This window comes from Pseudomonas sp. HP_12, assembly GCF_055283955.1.
Window position 1 is genome coordinate 62110 of record NZ_JBTOQG010000014.1, and the last position, 20241, is coordinate 82350.

Below are 20241 nucleotides of genomic sequence, written 5' to 3' on the forward strand. Positions count from 1 at the left end.
CGCCTGCTCGCGTGCCCGCACGCCTGACTCATCTGAAAAAGGATCCTCACGATGAAGCGATTCGTCGCGCTCGACAGCCTGCGCGGTCTCTGCGCCCTGACCGTGATCGTTCATCACTCGCACATCGAGCGAAGCCTCACGGAGCTGTCGTTTTTCCGTAATGCCAGTCAGTTCGCCGGTCTGTTCTTCGCCCTGAGCGGTTTTCTGATTTACCGGCGCTACGTCGGCACGCTGAATACCTCGCGGCAGCTGGGCGACTTCATGCTTGCTCGCGCCTGCCGGGTCATGCCGCTGCACATTGCGGTGCTGTTGTTCTTCATCGGATTCGAGTGCCTGAAGCGGGTGCTGGAGCGCTACGGGCTGCTGTTGAATTTCCCGGCGTTCAGTGGTGACCGGGCGCCCGGGGAGATCCTGCCCAATCTGTTGCTGATTCAGGCTTGGTGGCCGGGCTTCAACGCGCTCTCGTTCAACTACCCGTCGTGGTGGCTCAGCGTCGCGTTTTATCTGTGGCTGATCTTCGGGGTGGTCTGCTACGCACTGCCGGGGATGGCGCGGATGATTTTCACGCTGCTGGGCGGGTTGGCGTTTGTCGGCTTGTTCGTGGATTCCGATCTGCTGACGCGCTATGTGCTGTGGGGCGCGGCGTGTTTTTTTGCGGGTACGGTGACCTATCGGCTGTACGCACGGCTGCGGAATTTCGTGCCGGGGATGGTGCTGGCCAGTGTCTTTGAGGTTGGAGTTTTAGCGGCGATCGGCTGGCTGATGGTGGCCGGCGACGCTCCGCTGACGATTGAGCTGTCGCTGCTGTTTTGCCTGGCCATTCTGGTGTTCGCCTGGGAAGCCGGGGTGGTGTCGCGGCTGTTGCAGGTGCGGGTGTTCCCGGCGCTGGGCCGGTTGTGGCTGTCGATTTACCTGACCCATGCGGCGGTGATTTTCGTGGTCGCGACGGGGCTGACGGTGGCCGCGAAGTTTGGCGGGTATCCATTGTTGGTGGACAAGCCGGGTGAGATGCCGGGGACGTTGGTGCGGTATCTGAGCACGGGCAGTGCGCTGAACGACAATCTGTTGTCGCTGTTGGTGGTGGTGGCGGTTGTGGTGGTTTCGATGGTGGTTCATCGCTGGATCGAGGTGCCCGGGATGGGGTTTGCGGCGGAGCTAAGATCAAGGTCAAGAGCGTCTGCCTAACGGCAGACGTTTCGCCTTCGGCGAGTTACTTGGAAAAGTCGAAAGTCGCACCATCCCCAAGTAACCAAGGGTGCTTGCTCCTGGCTAGGTTCCTCCTTCGTCGGAATACCCTCACTCCGACGACGCTCCGTGGGCCCGCGCCGAACGGACATCCATGTCCTGACGGCGCTCTCGCCGCATCCATGCGGCTCGACCCACTGCGCGTCGTCTGCGTTTGGCCTGCACCCAAGTCGCGTTTGGCGGTGTCTGGAATTTCTGTGTCTGAAGATCAATAGCAGATCAAGAGCAGATCAAACGCGAAGAACTGGTGGGAGTGAGCTTGCTCAGAGGTCGGTAAATCCACCGCGTATCTGGTGTCTGAGATAAAGCATTCGCGAGCAAGCTCGCTCCCACAGGAAGTGTGTCCGATCAGCAATACTGGCAGCACCCAGACAGCCCTCTTCCCGGCTAAAGCCGGTCCCACTAACAGCAAGCACCACGTACCCCTGTAGGACCGGCTTCAGCCGGGAAGCTGTTGCCGTTGCTGTTGCCGTTACTGTCGCCTCTGCTTTTGATCTTCCTACGCAGAAGGCTCAATCACCGCAGAACGCGACTTGGGTGCAGGCTGAACGGAGGTTTCGCGGAGTGGGTCGAGCCGCAGGGATGCGGCGAGAGCGCCGTCAGGGCATGGATGCCCGTACGGCGCGGGCCCACGGAGCGGGACCGGAGTGAGGGAACCCGACGAAGTCGGGCCCAACCAGGAGCAGGCACTTTTGGTTACTTTTGGTGCTTTTCAAAAGTAACTCGCCGAAGGCGAAACGTCTGCCCCCAGGCAGACGCTCTTGATCTTGACGTACGAACCCACGCCGCAGGTCGCCGGGTGATTACCGTTCCAGAAGAATCCGCAACATCCGACGCAACGGCTCGGCCGCGCCCCACAACAACTGGTCGCCCACGGTAAACGCGCCCAGATACTGCGAACCCATGTTCAACTTGCGCAAACGCCCCACCGGAATATTCAACGTCCCGGTCACCGACGTCGGGCTCAGCTCCTGAATGCTCGCCTCGCGATTATTCGGCACCAGCTTCACCCACGGGTTGTGCTGACTGATCATCCCCTCGATATCCGCGATCGGCACATCCTTGTTCAGCTTGATCGTCAGCGCCTGACTGTGGCACCGCATTGCACCGATGCGCACGCAAATACCATCGACCGGAATCGGGCTCTTGAAACGACCGAGAATCTTGTTCGTCTCCGCCTGCCCTTTCCACTCCTCACGGCTCTGACCGTTCGGCAGCTCCTTGTCGATCCACGGGATCAGACTGCCCGCCAGCGGCACCCCGAAATTCTCGGTCGGGAAACCCTCGCCACGCATCGCGTCAGCCACCTTGCGGTCGATGTCCAGAATCGCGCTGGCAGGGTTCGCCAGCTCGTCGGCCACCGACGCATTGATCGCGCCCATCTGCTTGATCAGCTCACGCATGTTCTGCGCACCGGCGCCGGAAGCGGCCTGATACGTCATGACGTTCATCCACTCCACCAGACCGGCCTCGAACAGCCCGCCCAGGCCCATCAGCATCAGGCTGACGGTGCAGTTGCCGCCGATGTAGTTCTTGGTGCCGGCATCCAGCTGCTGGTCGATGACCTTGCGGTTGACCGGGTCGAGGATGATTACCGCATCGTCCTGCATGCGCAGGGAAGACGCCGCGTCGATCCAGTAACCCTGCCAGCCCGCTTCGCGCAGCTTGGGGAATACTTCGTTGGTGTAGTCGCCGCCCTGGCAGGTCAGCACCACGTCCAGGGTCTTGAGCTCGTCAATGCTATAGGCATCTTTCAGCGGCGCGACGTCCTTGCCCACCGACGGGCCTTGGCCGCCGACGTTGGAGGTGGTGAAAAAAACCGGCTCAATGAGATCGAAATCCTGCTCTTCCAGCATGCGCTGCATGAGCACGGAACCGACCATCCCGCGCCAACCGACCAGACCTACACGTTTCATCGCAACTACACCTTAATTAAAAGTGGGGCCCCGACCGCAGAGAGCAAAAGGGCTCAACCTGACAGTCGTGGGCCCGAGATATTACAGATTGCGCAGCGCGGCGACTACGGCGTCGCCCATTTCCTGCGTCCCGACCCGGGCATTGCCTTCGGACCAGATGTCGCCGGTGCGCAAGCCCTGATCCAGCACCAGGCTGACGGCTTTCTCGATGGCGTCGGCGGCGGTGTGTTCGTTGAAGCTGTAACGCAGCATCATCGACACCGACAGAATCGTCGCCAGCGGGTTGGCCACGCCTTTGCCGGCGATGTCCGGCGCTGAACCGTGGCAGGGCTCGTACATGCCCTTGTTGTTCGAATCCAGCGACGCCGACGGCAGCATGCCGATGGAACCGGTGAGCATGGAGGCTTCGTCGGAGAGGATGTCGCCGAACATGTTGTCGGTCACGATTACGTCGAACTGCTTCGGTGCGCGGACCAGCTGCATGGCGGCGTTGTCGACGTACATGTGGCTGAGTTCTACGTCCGGGTAATCCTTGGCGACCTGCTCGACGATTTCGCGCCACAACTGGCTGGAGGCCAGCACGTTGGCTTTGTCCACCGAGCAGAGCTTCTTGCCGCGCACGCGGGCCATGTCGAAGCCGACGCGGGCGATGCGGCGGATCTCGCTTTCGCTGTAGGGCAACGTATCGTAGGACTGACGCTCGCCGTTTTCCAGCTCGCGGGTGCCGCGCGGTGCACCGAAGTAGATACCGCCGGTCAGCTCGCGGACGATAAGGATATCCAGCCCGGCCACGATTTCCGGCTTAAGGCTGGAGGCATCGGCCAGCTGCGGATACAGAATCGCCGGGCGCAGGTTGGCGAACAGGCCCAACTGCGAGCGAATCTTCAGCAGGCCGCGCTCCGGACGGATGTCGCGCTCGATGGCGTCCCACTTCGGGCCGCCCACGGCGCCGAGCAGCACGGCGTCAACGGAACGGGCGCGCTCAAGGGTTTCATCGGCCAGCGGCACGCCATGCTTGTCGATGGCCGCGCCGCCGATAACGTCGTGGCTCAGTTCGAACCCCAGCTGATATTTCTCGCTGGCCAGCTCCAGCACCTTGACCGCCTCGGCCATGATTTCCGGACCGATGCCATCACCTGGAAGAATCAGAATCTGCTTGCTCATAAAACCCTCGTTTCAGAATACGTGTCGAGCCGGTGATCGGTGCCGACTCGGGAGCGGCAAGCTCCAAGCGGTGAGCTGCAAGAATCAGCAGTCACACCGCGGTCAACTTGCCGCTTGCAGCTTGAAGCTTGCAACTGCCCCTCAGCGAAACAGCCAAGGCTGCGAAGCCCGATGCTTGCTTTCGAACGCGGCAATCGCCTCGCCGTCCACCAGGGTCAGGCCGATGTCGTCCAGGCCGTTGAGCAGGCAGTGCTTGCGGAAGGCGTCGATCTCGAAGCGGTACACCTTGCCGTCTTCGCGGGTCACGGTCTGCGCTTCCAGGTCCACGTTCAACTGGTAGCCCGGTGTGGCTTCAACCACCTTGAACAGCTCATCGACCTCGCTTTCGGTCAGGATGATCGGCAGCAGGCCGTTCTTGAAGCTGTTGTTGAAGAAGATATCCGCGTAGCTCGGCGCGATGATGCTGCGAAAGCCGTACTCTTCCAGCGCCCACGGGGCGTGTTCACGGCTCGAGCCGCAGCCGAAGTTTTCCCGGGCGAGCAACACGCTGGCGCCCTGATAGCGCTCGGCGTTGAGCACGAAATCCGGGTTCAGCGGACGTTTGCTGTTGTCCTGGTACGGCTGACCCACATCGAGGTAGCGCCACTCGTCAAACAGGTTCGGGCCAAAGCCGGTCCGGCGGATCGACTTCAGGAACTGCTTGGGGATGATCTGATCGGTGTCAACGTTGGCGCGATCCAGCGGAGCGACCAGACCGGTGTGTTGAGTAAAAGGCTTCATACGGAGGCTCCTTATGCCTGGCTCATGGTGCGAACGTCGACGAAGCGGCCGTTGACCGCTGCCGCTGCCGCCATCGCCGGGCTGACCAGGTGAGTACGACCACCGGCGCCCTGACGGCCTTCGAAGTTGCGGTTGGAGGTCGACGCGCAGTGCTCGCCGCTTTCAAGGCGATCCGGGTTCATCGCCAGGCACATCGAGCAGCCCGGCTCACGCCATTCGAAACCGGCTTCGATGAAGACCTTGTCCAGCCCTTCCCGCTCGGCCTGTTCCTTCACCAGACCCGAGCCCGGCACAACGATCGCCTGCTTGATGGTCGACGCCACTTTGCGGCCCTTGGCGATGTCCGCTGCGGCGCGCAGGTCTTCGATCCGCGAGTTGGTGCAGGAGCCGATGAACACGCGATCGAGCTGGATATCGGTGATCGCCTGATTGGCTTTCAGGCCCATGTACTTCAAGGCGCGCTCGATGGAGCCACGCTTGACCAGATCGGCTTCCTGCGCCGGATCCGGCACGTTCTGATCCACGGCCACGACCATTTCCGGGGAGGTGCCCCAGCTGACTTGCGGCTTGATCTGGGTCGCTTCGAGCTCGACCACGGTGTCGAACACCGCGTCGTCGTCGGACACCAGGTCTTTCCAGGCTTCAACCGCTGCGTCCCACTGCTCGGCAGTCGGTGCGAAAGGACGACCCTTCACGTAGGCAATGGTCTTTTCATCGGTCGCCACCAGCCCGACGCGTGCGCCGGCTTCGATGGACATGTTGCAGATGGTCATGCGGCCTTCGACGGACAGGTCGCGAATGGCGCTGCCGGCGAACTCGATGGCATGGCCGTTACCGCCGGCGGTGCCGATCTTGCCGATGATGGCCAGGACGATGTCCTTGGCGGTGACGCCGAAGGGCAGCTTGCCTTCGACCTTCACTTGCATGTTCTTCATCTTCTTGGCGACCAGGCACTGGGTCGCGAGGACGTGCTCGACCTCGGAGGTGCCGATGCCGTGGGCCAGGGCGCCGAATGCGCCGTGGGTCGAGGTGTGGGAGTCGCCGCAGACCACGGTCATGCCCGGCAAGGTCGCGCCCTGCTCCGGGCCGATGACGTGAACGATGCCCTGGCGGACGTCGTTCATCTTGAATTCGGTGATGCCATATTCGTCGCAGTTGTCGTCCAGGGTCTTGACCTGCAAGCGCGACACCTGATCGACGATGGCGTCAACGCCGTCCTTGCGATCCGGGGTGGTCGGCACGTTGTGGTCGACGGTGGCGACGTTGGCGTCGATGCGCCACGGTTTGCGACGGGCCAGGCGCAAGCCTTCGAAAGCCTGAGGCGAAGTCACTTCGTGGATGATGTGACGGTCGATGTACAGCAGCGCGGAGCCATCGTCGCGCTGCTTGACCAAATGCGAATCCCAGAGCTTGTCGTAGAGCGTTTTGCCGGCCATCAGACGGTTCCTCATCAGCGTATTTCTATGCCCCGGCCGCCGATGTCGCAATGACACCGTAAAGACCCTTGGCTTGTGGGGGAGATGCTATGGAATATGCTTAAATAACTCAAATTCATATTTTTCATGCTTTGCATAACCAACAGGAATCCGAGATGGATCTGGCTAATCTCAATGCCTTTATCGCCATCGCCGAGATGGGTAGTTTCTCGGCCGCTGGCGAGCGCCTGCACCTGACGCAACCGGCGGTCAGCAAGCGCATCGCCGGTCTGGAGCAGCAACTGGACGTGCGGCTGTTTGATCGTCTGGGCCGAGAAGTGAGCCTGACCGAAGCCGGGCGCGCACTCCTTCCCCGCGCTTACCAGATTCTCAATGTGCTGGATGACACCCGTCGCGCGCTGACCAACCTGACCGGCGAGGTCACCGGGCGTCTGACCCTGGCGACCAGTCACCACATCGGACTGCACCGGTTGCCTACGCTGTTAAGGGCGTTTACCAAGGCCTATCCGGACGTCGCGCTGGACATTCAGTTTCTCGATTCGGAAGTGGCCTACGAAGAAATCCTCCACGGCCGTGCAGAACTGGCGGTGATTACATTGGCGCCCGAGCCCCACGCGCTGGTGAAAGCCGTCAAGGTCTGGGACGACCCCCTGGATTTTGTCGCCGCACCCGAGCACCCGCTGGCCACTCAGAAAAACGTCAGCCTGGCCGACATCGCTGGCTACCCGGCGGTGTTCCCGGGCGAGAACACCTTCACCCACCACATCGTCAGCGGACTGTGCGAAGCCCAAGGGCTGAAGCCGAATATCGCCATGAGCACCAACTACATGGAGACGATCAAGATGATGGTGTCCATCGGACTGGCCTGGAGCGTGCTGCCCCGGACCATGCTCGACGAGCAAGTCACGGCCATTCCGTTACCGGGCATTCAGTTGCGCCGACAGCTGGGGTACATCGTCCACACCGAACGCACGCTGTCCAACGCCGCGCGGGCGTTCATGGCGCTGCTGGATGCGCAGGCCGCAGGGCTGGAGCAATCGCAGGCACGCTGAACGCGCACAAAAAAGGCGCCCCGCAGGGCGCCTTCTCACGCTGACTCGGGATCAGTGAGTCAGGGTTTTCTGAGCATTGATTTCGATGCGTTTTGGCTTGGCCTCTTCAGGCACCAGACGCAGCAGGTCAATGTTCAGCAGGCCATTGGCCAAAGCAGCGTTCTTGACCTCGATGTGGTCAGCCAGGCGGAACGACAGCTTGAATGCACGCTGGGCAATGCCCTGGTGCAGGAAGCTCACGCCTTCCGCGGTGTTCTCGCGCTTGCTGCCGGTGACGGTCAGTACGCCCTTCTCGACTTGCAACTCCAGATCTTCCTCCTGGAACCCCGCCGCCGCGATGACAATGCGGTATTGGTCATCAGCGTGTTTTTCGACGTTGTAGGGAGGATAGCTGCTCGCCGACTCGTTGCGCGCCGCCGATTCGAACAGGTCGTTGAAGCGGTCGAAGCCAACGGAGTGACGGAACAGTGGAGCCAGGGAAAATGCAGTAGTCATCTGAAAATCTCCTGATAAATCAGCAAGTGGTTAACTCCGCGACCCGATTTCGGCATCGCGTAACCCCAAAATAGGGACAGCCATTTGCGTTTCAAGCGTCGTGCGAAAAAATTTTTTCAGGCGGCTTCCGGCACGTTCACGCCGAGCATCTGGCTGATCCGCTCGCAGTCGGTTTCGCGGCGCAGGGCATCAAATAGCACAGTGGCCTCGGGGTAGCTTTTGGTCAGCAGGACCACCCACTGCTTGAGCCGGCCCGGTGCCTGAATGCGGGTCATCTTGGCCATGGCCTGCAGCCAGAAATCCCGCAGCAGCGGCTGCAACTCGATCCAGGTCATGGGGATGACGTCACGCCCGGCTTGGGCAGCGGCGATCTGACGGCCCAAGTCCGGACGCGCCACCAGACCGCGGCCGATCATGATGTCACGGCCCCCGCAGATTTCCCGGCAGCGGCGCCAGTCGTCGACGGTCCAGATCTCGCCGTTGGCAATGATCGGAATCTTCACCACGTCCTGGATCTTGCCGATCCACTCCCAGTGCGCCGGCGGCTTGTAGCCATCGACCTTGGTGCGGGCGTGGACGACGATGTGTTCAGCGCCGCCCGCTTCAAGCGCCCGGGCGCAATCAAGGGCCGGCTCGGTGCTGTCGTAGCCCAGGCGCATCTTGGCGGTAACCGGAATGTGTGCCGGCACGGCGCGGCGTACGTGGCTGAGGATGGTGTGCAGCAGCTCCGGCTCCTTCAGCAACACCGCCCCGCCCCGGGATTTGTTGACGGTCTTGGCCGGGCAGCCAAAATTCAAGTCGATGACCGGGGCGCCCAGTTCGGCCGCGAAGGCAGCGTTCTCGGCCAGGCACACCGGGTCAGAACCCAGCAGTTGCACACGCAGCGGCACGCCGGCGCGGGTTTTCGAACCCTGCAGCAGTTCGGACGCGAGCTTGTGGAAGTAATGCTCCGGCAGCAGACGCTCGGTCACCCGAATGAATTCGGTCACGCACCAGTCGATGCCGCCGACTTGCGTCAGCACGTCGCGCAGGATGTCGTCGACCAGGCCTTCCATGGGCGCCAGGGCAATTTGCATGGGTCACACTCGAAAAAAAGTCCGGCAGTTTACGCAGAGACCGGCGGATTGGATACGCTTTACCCGCGCCGGACGTCAGGACACAACACGGTGCAGGCCGGCGGCGTAGCCGTCGATGAACTCGCTCGGCATGCGCTTGGGCTTGCCCGACGAGAGTTCGATGCAGACGAAGGTGGTTTGCGCCCGCAGCAAGGTCATGCCGTCACTGGGCCGTTTCAGCTGGAAGCGCCGGGTCATCTTCAGGCGCTGGTCCCAGTCGACGATCCAGGTCGCCAGTTGCAGCTCGTCATCCTGGTAGGCGCTGGCCAGGTAGTCGATTTCGTGACGCACCACGGCCATGGCCCGGTCGAGTCGGCGGTACTCGCTCAGGTCCAGGCCCAACTGCTGGGAATGCCGCCATGCGCAGCGTTCGAGCCAAGTGACGTACACGGCGTTGTTGGCGTGGCCCAGGCCGTCGATGTCTTCCTCGCCCACCTGCAGATCGATGACGAACGGCGTTGCCAGATCCCAGACCATGTTTTTCTGTCCCTATCAAATTCATTACGCGGGCAGTGTAACCAAAAGCATCGGACAAAACTGAGGGCGGTCGTGGTTGGCCAGAGGTTGAGGGTGACTGCGCCGGCCTCTTCCCGGCTAAAGCCGGTCCCACTAAAAAAGCATCGCGTGCATCCAGAGGGATTGGCTGAACGCGATGCTTTGTGGGACTGGCTTTAGCCGGGAAGGCGTCGGGTGTCACGCTGCAGAATCGAGGGTGCCTGCGCGGGCCTCTTCCCGGCTGAAGCCAGTCCTACAACGGCATCAGAGCACCGCCGACTTGGCTGCCCGCAGCACTCGATCCGATAGCTCACTGGGGCCCAGGGCTCGGGCGAGTGCCAGACCGCCGACCATCAAGGCGATGTCGGCCAGGGTCTTGTCGGTTTCTTCAGGACTGGCGGCGAGCTGCGCCACCATCAGTTCGACGTGTTCGGCCAGTGCGTTGCGAAAATCATCGGACAGACGCGCCATCTCCCCTATCGCCGTCGGCAAGGGGCAAGCGTGCTCTTGAGCGTCGCGGTGCCTGCGCGACAGGTAGAACGCCGCCAACAGCGCGCGCCGCTCCTCGCCCGGCAATTGGTCGTCAATGTTGGCGACCATCTCACGGCGTTCGGCCAGCAACTGGCTGAACGCTTCCAGCATCAGGGCTTCCTTGCTGTCGAAATGCGCATAGAACCCGCCCACCGTGAGCCCAGCTGCGCCCATGATCTCGTTGACGCTGGGCTCGATCGGGCCGCACGCAATCAGGGCGGTGCTGGCAGCAGCGAGAATACGTTCGCGGGTCTGTGCTTTTTTGTCGTTCATGACCGCCTCCGGGATGATGACGATAATATTATCCTCATCATGTGCGTTGGCAAGGACGCATCAGGTATTTGAGATGACTGACAGGCGGATGAGACAAGAGAGATGACTGAAGATGAGGTAAACAAAGAAAGAAGGGATTGAGAACTCAAACCCCGAAAAAACAAAAGGGCCATTCAATAATCGAATGACCCTTGGTCTCGCAGAGCGAGAAATCGTGGCGTCCCCTAGGGGACTCGAACCCCTGTTACCGCCGTGAAAGGGCGGTGTCCTAGGCCACTAGACGAAGGGGACGCAAAACCTTCGAGCAGATTCGCCGATGACAACATGACGAACCCTGGCAGAAATTGGTGGAGCTAAGCGGGATCGAACCGCTGACCTCCTGCATGCCATGCAGGCGCTCTCCCAGCTGAGCTATAGCCCCGGATTTACGCCTCTCGGCGGAGGTCAGCTCGAAAGCTTCACTCGGTAAAACTGGCGTCCCCTAGGGGACTCGAACCCCTGTTACCGCCGTGAAAGGGCGGTGTCCTAGGCCACTAGACGAAGGGGACGTAACCCTTGCGTACCGCATCGGTGCTGGTTCCGGAGCGGGACAAACTTCAAGGCAGTAAAGCAAACCTTGAAGCTTCTAATTTGGTGGAGCTAAGCGGGATCGAACCGCTGACCTCCTGCATGCCATGCAGGCGCTCTCCCAGCTGAGCTATAGCCCCACATTACACTGACAGAGAACGCCGCGTTACCGCGTGTTTCTGCGTTGCCGTGTGGACGGGGCGCATATTAAGTGCGACCCACAATGCTGTCAAATTCTTTTTCAAACAATTCCAAAAGAATTTTCCGGGATAACAATCACTTACCGCCTCCCGGAAAACCGCCCCACGTCGGGCCACCGGGCAATCGCTCAATAGCCCGGTGTCGCTCAGGCAATCACTCAGCCAATGGCGCCGAGCAATTTTTCCCACTCTTTGTTCTCTTTCTTGGACACGCCGCCCAGCATGTCCAGCGCCTGGCGCAGACGGAAACGGGTCAGGTCCGGGCCGAGGATCTCCATCGCATCAGTGACCGAGACCGAATTGGCCTGACCGGTAATGGCGGCAAACATCAGCGGCATGGCGTCACGCAGTTTCAGTTCCAGGTGCTCGACGACCGCCTGGATGCAACTGGTGATCTTGTCCTTCTCCCACTGACGCAAGGATTCCAGCTTCCACAAAATCAACTGAATGACTTGGCGCACTTGCTCCGGCGACAGCTTCTTGTGCTCGAACAATTTGGCGTCCGGCGTCACGCCACCGGCGAAGAAGAAGCCGCCCAGCGGGGCGATCTGGCTGAAGGTCTCGACGCGGCCCTGCACGTGGGGGGCGATCTTCATCATGTAGTCGCTGTTGAACGCCCACTTCTGCACGCGGGTGGCGAACTCTTCCACCGGCAGTTCACGCAGCCACTGGCCGTTGAGCCACGACAGTTTCTCGATGTCGAAAATCGGGCCGCCGAGGGAGACGCGGGAGAGGTCGAAGTGCTCGACCATTTCGTCCAGCGAGAACTTTTCGCGCTCGTCGGGCATCGACCACCCCATGCGGCCGAGGTAGTTGAGCATCGCTTCCGGCATGAAGCCCATGCGCTCGTAGAACGTCACCGAGGTCGGGTTCTTGCGCTTGGAGAGCTTGCTCTTGTCCGGATTACGCAGCAGCGGCATGTAGCACAGCGCCGGTTTTTCCCAGCCGAAGTACTCATAGAGCAGGATCAGCTTCGGCGCCGACGGCAGCCATTCTTCGCCGCGCAGCACATGGGTGATGCCCATCAGGTGGTCGTCGACGACGTTGGCGAGGAAGTAGGTCGGCAGGCCGTCGGTCTTCATCAGGACCTGCATGTCCATGCGGTCCCACGGGATTTCCACTTCGCCGCGGAGGAGGTCCGGCACCACGCAGACGCCTTCGCTCGGCACCTTCATGCGGATCACATGGGGTTCGCCGGCGGCCAGGCGACGCTCGACTTCTTCCTTGGAGAGCAGCAGCGCGCGGCCGTCATAGCGCGGGGTTTCGCCGCGGGCGGTCTGCTCGGCGCGCATCTGGTCGAGCTCTTCGGCGGTGCAGAAGCACGGGAAGGCATGACCGGCATCGACCAGTTCCTGCACGTACTTCTTGTAGATGTCGCCGCGCTCGCTCTGGCGATACGGGCCATGGGGACCGCCGACGTCAGGGCCTTCGCTCCACTCGATGCCGAGCCAGCGCAGGGCGTCGAAAATCTGTTGTTCGGACTCGCGGGTCGAGCGCAGTTGGTCGGTGTCTTCAATGCGCAGGATGAATTCGCCGCCATGCTGCTTGGCGAAGCAATAGTTGAACAGCGCGATGTAGGCCGTGCCAACGTGGGGGTCGCCGGTGGGCGATGGCGCGATGCGGGTGCGAACGGTGGTCATGGAAAATCCCGGATAGGTCGAACAAGCCGCGAATGTTAACAGGCGCGGCCTGCGCGGCTCCAGCGCCAGCGGTGATGGGCTGCACAATAGCGGCAATGACGAGACAGGCGGCCCCGCCCCGCCCGCCCGGAACGCCTCGCAACGAATGCCCCGCCATCAGTGCCGGTCATGATCGCGACGATGGCTAGGTGCCAGACCGCCAACCCTGATAAATTTGCTGACATTCCAAAAATCCAGAACGCCCATGCCCGCCCAACTCAAGCGCCGCCTGTTCATCTTCTTCGGAGTGGTCCTGCTGATCGCCCTCGCCTTCTTCGCCCAGTGGTACCTGAAAGGACGCTTTCACGAGTCCACCGACAACGCCTACGTGCAGGGTGAAATCACTCGGGTGTCCAGCCAGCTCGGCGCGCAGATCGACGAGGTGCTGGTGCAGGACAACCAGCACGTGGAAAAAGGCCAGTTGCTGGTGCGGCTTGAGCCGGATGACTTTCGCCTGGCCATCGACCGGGCTCAGGCGACCCTGGCGACCCGCGAGGCGGAGCGCTTGCAGGCACAGAGCCGTCTGACCCAGCAGTCGAGCCTGATCGCCGCCAGCGATGCGCAGGTGCAGGCGAATCAGGCGACCCTCGGGCGCACGCAACTGGACCTGGCGCGGCTGCAAAAGCTGCGCATCCCGGGCTTCGTCTCGGAAGCCCAGGTCACGACCATGACCGCCGACAGCAACGTCGCCCGCTCCCAGGTCAGCAAGGCCCAGGCCGACGCACAGAGTCAGCGCCAGCAGGTCAACGCGCTGAACGCCGAGATCAAACGCCTCGACGCGCAGATCGCCACCGCTCGCGCCGACCTGGCTCAAGCGCAGATCAATGTGCAGCGCACCGAAATCCACTCGCCCCTCAGCGGGCTGGTCGGCCAGCGGGCGGCGCGCAATGGCCAGGTCGTTCAGGCCGGCGCGTACCTGCTGTCGATCGTGCCGGACGAGGACATCTGGGTGCAGGCCAACTTCAAGGAAACCCAGATTGAGCACATGGAGATCGGTCAGGTCGCCCAGCTGACCTTCGACAGCTTTCCCGGCACGCCCATCGACGGCCGTGTCGACAGCCTGTTTGCCGCCTCCGGTGCGCAGTTCAGCCTGCTGCCGCCGGACAACGCCACCGGCAACTTCACCAAGGTCGTGCAGCGCATCCCGGTCAAGCTGACTTTCGCGCCGGACAACCCCCTGCACGGCAAGATTCGCCCGGGCATGTCGGTGACCGTTTCAGTCGATATCCGGCCGCCGAACGACGCCCGACATGGCCAGTGACGAGCTGATCCGCCCGGTTGGCGAACCGACCCGGCGCGACTGGATTGCCGTGATGAGTGTGATGCTCGGCGCGTTCATGGCAGTCCTCGACATCCAGATCACTAACTCGTCGCTCAAGGACATCCAGGGTGCACTGTCGGCGACGCTGGAAGAAGGCTCATGGATTTCCACCTCTTACCTGGTGGCGGAAATCATCATGATTCCGCTGACGGCCTGGCTGGTGCAGCTGCTCTCGGCGCGGCGCCTGGCGGTGTGGGTGTCGCTGGGTTTTCTGCTGTCGTCCCTGCTCTGCTCCATGGCCTGGAGCCTGGAGAGCATGATCGTCTTCCGCGCCCTGCAGGGCTTCACCGGCGGCGCGCTGATCCCGCTGGCGTTCACCCTGACGCTGATCAAACTGCCGGAGCATCACCGGGCCAAGGGCATGGCGCTGTTCGCCATGACCGCCACCTTCGCCCCGTCCATCGGCCCGACCCTGGGCGGCTGGCTGACGGAGAATTTTGGCTGGGAATACATTTTTTACATCAACATCCCGCCGGGGCTGGTGATGATTGGCGGTCTGCTTTACGGGCTGGAAAAGAAAGCACCGCACTGGGAATTGCTCAAGAGCACCGACTACGCCGGCATCGTCACGCTGGGCGTCGGGCTGGGCTGCCTGCAGGTGTTTCTTGAAGAGGGCCATCGCAAGGACTGGCTTGAATCGAACCTGATCGTCGGCCTGGGCAGCATTGCGCTGGTGAGCCTGATCAGCTTTGTGATCATTCAGTTTTCCAAACCGAAACCGCTGATCAACCTGGGCATTCTCGGCAACCGCAATTTCGGGCTATCGAGTATCTCCAGCGTGGGCATGGGGGTGGGTCTGTATGGCTCGATCTATCTGCTGCCGCTGTACCTGGCGCAGATTCAGGGCTACAACGCCCAGCAGATCGGCGAGGTGATCATGTGGATGGGCGTGCCCCAGCTGTTTCTGATTCCGCTGGTGCCACAGTTGATGAAGGTTATTTCGCCGAAGTTGCTGTGTACCCTGGGGTTTGGTTTGTTCGGGCTGGCGAGCTTTTCCTCCGGCGTGCTCAATCCGGATTTCGCCGGGCCGCAGTTCAATCAGATTCAGCTGGTGCGGGCGCTGGGTCAGCCACTGATCATGGTGACCATTTCCCTGATCGCGACCGCGTTCATTCAGCCGCAGGATGCGGGGTCGGCGTCGAGCCTGTTCAACATTCTACGGAACCTGGGCGGCGCCATTGGCATTGCGCTGCTGGCGACACTGCTGGATGCGCGAACCAAGACCTACTTCGACTATTTGCGCGAATCGATCTCCCCCGCCAATCCGCAAGTCGCCGAACGGATGGCGATGCTCACCGACCGGCTGGGCAGCGAAACCGCGGCGCTGGGCAAGCTCAGCGAAATTGCTCATCAGCAAGCGGCGATCATGGCCTACAACGACGCGTTTCATTTTGTCGGGATTGCGCTGGGGGTCAGCATGCTGGCGGTGTTGTTGACGAAGAAGTTGCCATCAGGGGTCAAAGGTGGCGCGGCGCATTGAGCGGAATGTCCTGACACTTCGCGATCGCTCAGCCAACAGATGCCCTGTGGGAGCGACCGCGGTGGCGCTTCACCTTGCTCGCGAAGATGCCCTGATATCCACCGCATCTCCATCTGCAGGACCAATGCCTTCGTGAGCAAGCTCACTCCCACAGGTCCACCAGCGTGGCCGGAATACCAGGTTAAACACAACCCCTGGGGGAGCGAGCTTGCTCGCGAAAGCGTCGGTCCATCCGCCGCATCTTCATCTGGATTGAAAACGCCTTCGTGAGCAAGCTCACTCCCACAGGTCCACCAGCGTGGCCGGGATACCAGGTTGAACACAACCCCTGTGGGAGCGAGCTTGCTCGCGAAAGCGTTGATACATCTGCTGCATCTTCATCTGGAGTGAAAATGCCTTCGTGAGCAAGCTCACTCCCACAAGTCCAGCGGCGTGGCCGGGATACCAAGTTGAACACAACCCCTGTGGGAGCGAGCTTGCTCGCGAAAGCGTCGGTACATCCGCCGCGTCTTCATCTGGAGTGAAAATGCCTTCGTGAGCAAGCTCACTCCCACAGGTCCACCAGCGTGGCCGGGATACCAGGTTAAACACAACCCTTGTGGGAGCGAGCTTGCTCGCGAAAGCGTCGGCACATCCGCTGCATCTTCATCTGGAGTGAAAATGCCTTCGTGAGCAAGCTCACTCCCACAGGTCCCCCGGTGTAGCCGATATTCAGCGTCGTGCCCCCGGTCACTCCCACACCGCCCTCAAACCGCCAGCAAGCGCTCGCGCAGTTTGCCGATCTCGTCGCGCATCTGCGCTGCGGCTTCGAACTCCAGGTCGCGGGCCAGTTGGTACATCTTCTCTTCCAGCTGACGAATGCGTTTGGTGATTTCGCTCGGCGAGCGCAGTTCGGCTTCGTACTTGGCGTTCTCTTCGGCGGCCTTGGCCATGCCCTTGCGCTTCTTGCTGCGCGAGCCGGGCACGGTGGCGCCTTCCATGATGTCGGCGACGTCCTTGATCACGCTTTTCGGCGTGATGCCGTTGGCCAGGTTGAAGGCGATCTGCTTCTCCCGACGACGGTCGGTTTCTTCGATCGCGCGCTCCATGGAGCCGGTGATGCGGTCGGCGTAGAGAATCGCGCGGCCATTGAGGTTACGCGCGGCACGGCCGATGGTCTGGATCAGCGAGCGCTCGGAACGCAGGAAGCCTTCCTTGTCGGCATCGAGAATCGCCACCAGCGACACTTCCGGCATGTCCAGGCCTTCGCGCAGCAGGTTGATCCCCACCAGCACATCAAAGGTGCCCAGACGCAGGTCGCGGATGATCTCCACACGCTCGACCGTATCGATGTCCGAGTGCAGGTAACGCACGCGGACGCCGTGGTCGGCCAGGTAATCGGTGAGGTCTTCGGACATACGCTTGGTCAGCGTGGTCACCAGCACCCGCTCCTCGATCGCCACGCGCTTGTGGATCTCGGAGAGCAAGTCGTCGACCTGGGTCAGTGCCGGACGGATTTCGATCTGCGGGTCGACCAGACCGGTCGGCCGCACCACCTGCTCGACCACACGGCCCGCGTGCTCGGCTTCGTAAGGCCCGGGCGTCGCGGAAACAAAAATGGTCTGCGGACTGACGTTTTCCCACTCGTCAAAACGCATCGGCCGGTTGTCCAGCGCCGACGGCAGGCGGAAACCGTATTCCACCAGCGTTTCCTTACGCGAGCGGTCGCCCTTATACATGGCGCCGACTTGGGGCACGCTGACGTGGGACTCATCGATCACCAGCAGCGCGTCAGCCGGCAAGTAATCGTACAGCGTCGGCGGCGGCGCGCCGGACGGACGCCCGGACAGGTAGCGCGAGTAGTTTTCGATGCCGTTGCAGTAACCCAGCTCGAGGATCATCTCCAGGTCAAAACGGGTGCGCTGCTCCAGACGCTGGGCTTCCACCAGTTTGTTGGCGCCGCGCAGGTATTCCAGACGCTCGTTCAGCTCCACCTTGATGCCTTCCATCGCGTCCAGCAGCGTTTCCCGCGGGGTCACGTAGTGGCTCTTCGGGTAGAAGGTGAAGCGCGGCAGTTTGCGAATGACCTCGCCGGTCAGCGGGTCGAAGGCAGAGAGGCTCTCGACCTCGTCATCGAACAGCTCGATGCGGATGGCTTCCAGGTCCGATTCCGCCGGGAAGACGTCGATCACGTCGCCGCGCACCCGGAAGGTCGCCCGGGCAAAATCCATATCGTTGCGGGTGTATTGCAGGTCGGCCAGACGGCGCAGCAAGGCGCGCTGATCGAGCTTGTCGCCACGATCCACGTGCAGAACCATGCGCAGGTAGGTTTCCGGACTGCCCAGACCGTAGATGCACGACACCGTGGTGACGATGATCGAGTCCTTGCGCTCCAGCAACGCTTTGGTCGCGGACAGGCGCATCTGCTCGATGTGGTCGTTGATGGACGCGTCCTTCTCGATGAAGGTGTCCGACGACGGCACGTAGGCTTCCGGCTGGTAGTAGTCGTAGTAGGAAACGAAGTATTCGACCGAGTTGTTCGGGAAAAACGCCTTGAACTCGCCGTACAGCTGGGCGGCCAGGGTCTTGTTCGGCGCCAGCACCAGGGTCGGGCGCTGCACTTGCTGAATGACGTTGGCGATGCTGAAGGTCTTGCCCGAGCCGGTTACACCGAGCAGGGTCTGGTGCGACAGGCCGGCGTCGATGCCTTCAACCAACTGACGAATCGCCTCCGGTTGATCGCCGGCCGGCTCAAAACGGGTAACGAGCTGAAATTCGGACATAAGGTTCCTTTGGACGGCAACGCAATTGAGCACGGACGGCTGATCCCGTCACGGAAAAGACGTACATAGAAGAAGGTGATGGGACTACAGGTGGAGTCGACTGCGCCACCTTTCAAGCCACCCTCCGCAGATTAGTCCGCGGCACTGGACTAACGGTCGAAAAATTTCGCGAAATATCCGGAAAAACCTGCCCCGCCCTGTCGCCCGCACTGGCGCGGCCCTTTATACTTGCTCCCCGTTTGTGCACCGCTCTAGTGCAATCGGCTGGAGCGACGCGACCCATTCACTCCCCACTCAGAGCCTCCGCACAATGAGCCTGTTCTCCGCTGTCGAAATGGCACCACGCGATCCAATCCTGGGCCTCAACGAAGCATTCAACGCCGATACCCGTACGACTAAGGTGAATCTGGGTGTAGGCGTCTACAGCGACGAAGAAGGGAAAATTCCGCTGCTGCGCGCCGTTGTCGAAGCGGAAGAAAACCGGGTGGCTCAACACCTGCCCCGCGGCTACCTGCCGATTGACGGTATCGCTGCCTACGACAAGGCCGTGCAAACCCTGCTGTTCGGTGCCGAGTCGCCGCTGCTGGCCTCGGGCCGGGTAATGACGGTCCAGGCGGTCGGCGGCACGGGCGCTCTCAAGATTGGCGCTGACTTCCTCAAGCAGCTGTCCCCTGACGCCGTTGTGGCGATCAGCGACCCGAGCTGGGAGAACCACCGCGCGCTGTTCGAAACCGCCGGTTTCCCGGTGCAGAACTACCGTTACTACGACGCTGCTACCCATGACGTGAACCGCGCGGGGATGCTGGAAGATCTGCAGAACCTGCCGTCCGGCTCGATCGTCGTGCTGCACGCCTGCTGCCACAACCCGACCGGCGTTGACCTGACCCTGGAAGACTGGAAGAAGGTCCTTGAGGTGCTGAAGGCCAAGGGTCATGTGCCATTCCTGGACATGGCGTATCAGGGCTTCGGTGACGGGATCGACGAGGACGCGGCGGCGGTGCGTCTGTTTGCCGACAGCGGCCTGACATTTTTTGCTTCCAGCTCGTTTTCGAAGTCGTTTTCGCTGTATGGCGAGCGGGTCGGCGCGCTGTCGATCGTGACGGATTCGAAGGAGGAGACGGCGCGGGTGTTGTCGCAGGTGAAGCGTGTGATCCGCACGAACTATTCGAACCCGCCGACCCATGGTGCATCGATTGTGGCGGCGGTGTTGAGCAGCCCTGAGTTGCGCGCCAAGTGGGAGGAGGAGCTGGGCGAGATGCGCCTGCGGATTCGCGGGATGCGTGAGGAGATGACGCAGCGTCTGGCGAATAATGCGGCGGGGCAGGATTTCAGTTTTGTCGCGCGGCAGCGGGGGATGTTTTCGTATTCGGGTCTGACGACGGCGCAGGTTCATCGTCTGCGCAGCGAGTTCGGGATTTATGCGTTGGATACCGGGCGGATTTGTGTGGCGGCGTTGAACAAAGGGAATATTGGGGCAGTTACCGAGGCGATCCTGGCCGTTATCTGACGGCTCTTTTTAAGATCAAGATCAGAAGCGTCGGCCTAACGGCCTCGGTTTCGCCTTCGGCGAGTTACTTGGAAAAGCACCCCAAGTAACCAAGGGTGCTTGCTCCTGGTTAGGCCCTTCGTTCCTCAGGGTTCCTTCACTCCGGTCTCGCTCCGTGGGCCCGCCGCCATCCGCCATCCATGGCGGGGGGCGGCTCTCGCGGCATCCATGCCGCTCGGCCCAC

15 protein-coding genes and 4 tRNA genes are annotated in these 20241 nt (G+C 61.6%); 5 read left to right on the forward strand and 14 right to left on the reverse strand.

From position 1 onward, the window contains the following. Window positions 1-51: 51 nt before the first annotated feature. Window positions 52-1185 (forward strand): acyltransferase family protein, encoded by a 1134-nt coding sequence (locus tag ACYASU_RS12720; RefSeq protein ID WP_463583010.1) that lies wholly within the window; start codon window positions 52-54, stop codon window positions 1183-1185. An 863-nt stretch (window positions 1186-2048) separates the two neighbouring features. Here ACYASU_RS12720 and asd read toward each other — a convergent pair. From asd to leuC, 4 genes are all read right to left on the reverse strand, one after another. Then, entirely contained in the window at window positions 2049-3161 is a 1113-nt protein-coding gene (gene asd, locus ACYASU_RS12725) for an aspartate-semialdehyde dehydrogenase (RefSeq protein ID WP_065986059.1), read from the reverse strand. Window positions 3162-3242: 81 nt separating this feature from the next. Then, window positions 3243-4325 (reverse strand): 3-isopropylmalate dehydrogenase, encoded by a 1083-nt coding sequence (gene leuB / locus ACYASU_RS12730; protein ID WP_427686513.1) that lies wholly within the window; start codon window positions 4323-4325, stop codon window positions 3243-3245. Window positions 4326-4466: 141 nt separating this feature from the next. Beyond that, a complete protein-coding gene (gene leuD / locus ACYASU_RS12735; RefSeq protein ID WP_282372744.1) occupies window positions 4467-5105 on the reverse strand; it encodes a 3-isopropylmalate dehydratase small subunit in 639 nt (212 codons plus the stop codon). A gap of 11 nt (window positions 5106-5116) precedes the next feature. Continuing rightward, window positions 5117-6541, reverse strand: coding sequence for a 3-isopropylmalate dehydratase large subunit (gene leuC / locus ACYASU_RS12740; RefSeq protein WP_463583011.1), 1425 nt, complete (start codon window positions 6539-6541; stop codon window positions 5117-5119). A 155-nt stretch (window positions 6542-6696) separates the two neighbouring features. On the opposite strand from leuC, the gene ACYASU_RS12745 reads away from it, so the two are divergent. Next, complete coding sequence (locus ACYASU_RS12745) at window positions 6697-7593, forward strand: LysR family transcriptional regulator (protein WP_282372743.1); 897 nt, start codon at window positions 6697-6699, stop codon at window positions 7591-7593. Window positions 7594-7644: 51 nt separating this feature from the next. On the opposite strand, the gene ACYASU_RS12750 is transcribed toward ACYASU_RS12745, so the two are convergent. The 9 genes from ACYASU_RS12750 to gltX all read right to left on the reverse strand — a co-directional run bounded on the left by ACYASU_RS12750 (window position 7645) and on the right by gltX (window position 12909). After that, the gene (locus ACYASU_RS12750) at window positions 7645-8088 is read right to left on the reverse strand and encodes an Hsp20 family protein (RefSeq protein ID WP_463583012.1); all 444 of its coding nucleotides are present in this window, start codon (window positions 8086-8088) and stop codon (window positions 7645-7647) included. Window positions 8089-8204: 116 nt separating this feature from the next. Then, window positions 8205-9164 carry a tRNA dihydrouridine synthase gene (locus ACYASU_RS12755; RefSeq protein WP_463583013.1) on the reverse strand — a complete coding sequence of 320 codons (960 nt, stop codon included), beginning with the start codon at window positions 9162-9164 and terminating at the stop codon, window positions 8205-8207. 75 nt (window positions 9165-9239) lie between these two features. Then, a complete protein-coding gene (locus ACYASU_RS12760) occupies window positions 9240-9680 on the reverse strand; it encodes an acyl-CoA thioesterase (protein ID WP_346629701.1) in 441 nt (146 codons plus the stop codon). A gap of 282 nt (window positions 9681-9962) precedes the next feature. After that, window positions 9963-10502, reverse strand: coding sequence for a TetR/AcrR family transcriptional regulator (locus ACYASU_RS12765; protein WP_463583014.1), 540 nt, complete (start codon window positions 10500-10502; stop codon window positions 9963-9965). Between the two features lie 215 nt (window positions 10503-10717). After that, window positions 10718-10793 (reverse strand) — tRNA-Glu (locus ACYASU_RS12770). A 54-nt stretch (window positions 10794-10847) separates the two neighbouring features. Further along, a tRNA-Ala gene (locus ACYASU_RS12775) sits at window positions 10848-10923 on the reverse strand. A 51-nt stretch (window positions 10924-10974) separates the two neighbouring features. Next, window positions 10975-11050, reverse strand: a tRNA-Glu gene (locus tag ACYASU_RS12780). A gap of 83 nt (window positions 11051-11133) precedes the next feature. Beyond that, a tRNA-Ala gene (locus tag ACYASU_RS12785) sits at window positions 11134-11209 on the reverse strand. A 218-nt stretch (window positions 11210-11427) separates the two neighbouring features. Further along, window positions 11428-12909, reverse strand: a complete 1482-nt coding sequence (gene gltX, locus ACYASU_RS12790; RefSeq protein ID WP_463583015.1) for a glutamate--tRNA ligase — start codon at window positions 12907-12909, stop codon at window positions 11428-11430. Between the two features lie 244 nt (window positions 12910-13153). Between gltX and ACYASU_RS12795 the strand changes: the two genes are divergently transcribed. Both ACYASU_RS12795 and ACYASU_RS12800 read left to right on the forward strand, forming a co-directional pair. Next, window positions 13154-14209 carry an HlyD family secretion protein gene (locus ACYASU_RS12795; RefSeq protein WP_463583016.1) on the forward strand — a complete coding sequence of 352 codons (1056 nt, stop codon included), beginning with the start codon at window positions 13154-13156 and terminating at the stop codon, window positions 14207-14209. Then, window positions 14199-15749: an MDR family MFS transporter gene (locus ACYASU_RS12800; RefSeq protein ID WP_463583017.1), complete on the forward strand. Its 1551-nt coding sequence runs from the start codon at window positions 14199-14201 to the stop codon at window positions 15747-15749. Before ACYASU_RS12795 ends, ACYASU_RS12800 begins: the two co-directional genes overlap by 11 nt. A 746-nt stretch (window positions 15750-16495) precedes the next feature. Here the strand turns inward: ACYASU_RS12800 and uvrB are convergent. Continuing rightward, window positions 16496-18511: an excinuclease ABC subunit UvrB gene (uvrB, locus tag ACYASU_RS12805; protein WP_192174255.1), complete on the reverse strand. Its 2016-nt coding sequence runs from the start codon at window positions 18509-18511 to the stop codon at window positions 16496-16498. A gap of 310 nt (window positions 18512-18821) precedes the next feature. Between uvrB and ACYASU_RS12810 the strand changes: the two genes are divergently transcribed. Beyond that, on the forward strand, window positions 18822-20018 hold the full coding sequence (locus ACYASU_RS12810; RefSeq protein WP_463583018.1) for an amino acid aminotransferase: 1197 nt from the start codon (window positions 18822-18824) through the stop codon (window positions 20016-20018). The last annotated feature ends 223 nt before the right edge of the window (window positions 20019-20241 follow it).

Excerpts from the sequence above, each read along its gene's own strand:
- ACYASU_RS12795 (WP_463583016.1), top strand. The coding sequence starts at position 13,154 with ATGCCCGCCCAACTCAAGCGCCGCCTGTTCATCTTCTTCGGAGTGGTC.
- gltX (WP_463583015.1), bottom strand. The coding sequence starts at position 12,909 with ATGACCACCGTTCGCACCCGCATCGCGCCATCGCCCACCGGCGACCCC.
- ACYASU_RS12750 (WP_463583012.1), bottom strand. The coding sequence starts at position 8,088 with ATGACTACTGCATTTTCCCTGGCTCCACTGTTCCGTCACTCCGTTGGC.
- leuB (WP_427686513.1), bottom strand. The coding sequence starts at position 4,325 with ATGAGCAAGCAGATTCTGATTCTTCCAGGTGATGGCATCGGTCCGGAA.
- ACYASU_RS12810 (WP_463583018.1), top strand. The coding sequence starts at position 18,822 with ATGAGCCTGTTCTCCGCTGTCGAAATGGCACCACGCGATCCAATCCTG.
- ACYASU_RS12765 (WP_463583014.1), bottom strand. The coding sequence starts at position 10,502 with ATGAACGACAAAAAAGCACAGACCCGCGAACGTATTCTCGCTGCTGCC.
- ACYASU_RS12720 (WP_463583010.1), top strand. The coding sequence starts at position 52 with ATGAAGCGATTCGTCGCGCTCGACAGCCTGCGCGGTCTCTGCGCCCTG.
- leuC (WP_463583011.1), bottom strand. The coding sequence starts at position 6,541 with ATGGCCGGCAAAACGCTCTACGACAAGCTCTGGGATTCGCATTTGGTC.
- ACYASU_RS12800 (WP_463583017.1), top strand. The coding sequence starts at position 14,199 with ATGGCCAGTGACGAGCTGATCCGCCCGGTTGGCGAACCGACCCGGCGC.
- ACYASU_RS12755 (WP_463583013.1), bottom strand. The coding sequence starts at position 9,164 with ATGCAAATTGCCCTGGCGCCCATGGAAGGCCTGGTCGACGACATCCTG.
- uvrB (WP_192174255.1), bottom strand. The coding sequence starts at position 18,511 with ATGTCCGAATTTCAGCTCGTTACCCGTTTTGAGCCGGCCGGCGATCAA.
- leuD (WP_282372744.1), bottom strand. The coding sequence starts at position 5,105 with ATGAAGCCTTTTACTCAACACACCGGTCTGGTCGCTCCGCTGGATCGC.
- ACYASU_RS12760 (WP_346629701.1), bottom strand. The coding sequence starts at position 9,680 with ATGGTCTGGGATCTGGCAACGCCGTTCGTCATCGATCTGCAGGTGGGC.
- ACYASU_RS12745 (WP_282372743.1), top strand. The coding sequence starts at position 6,697 with ATGGATCTGGCTAATCTCAATGCCTTTATCGCCATCGCCGAGATGGGT.
- asd (WP_065986059.1), bottom strand. The coding sequence starts at position 3,161 with ATGAAACGTGTAGGTCTGGTCGGTTGGCGCGGGATGGTCGGTTCCGTG.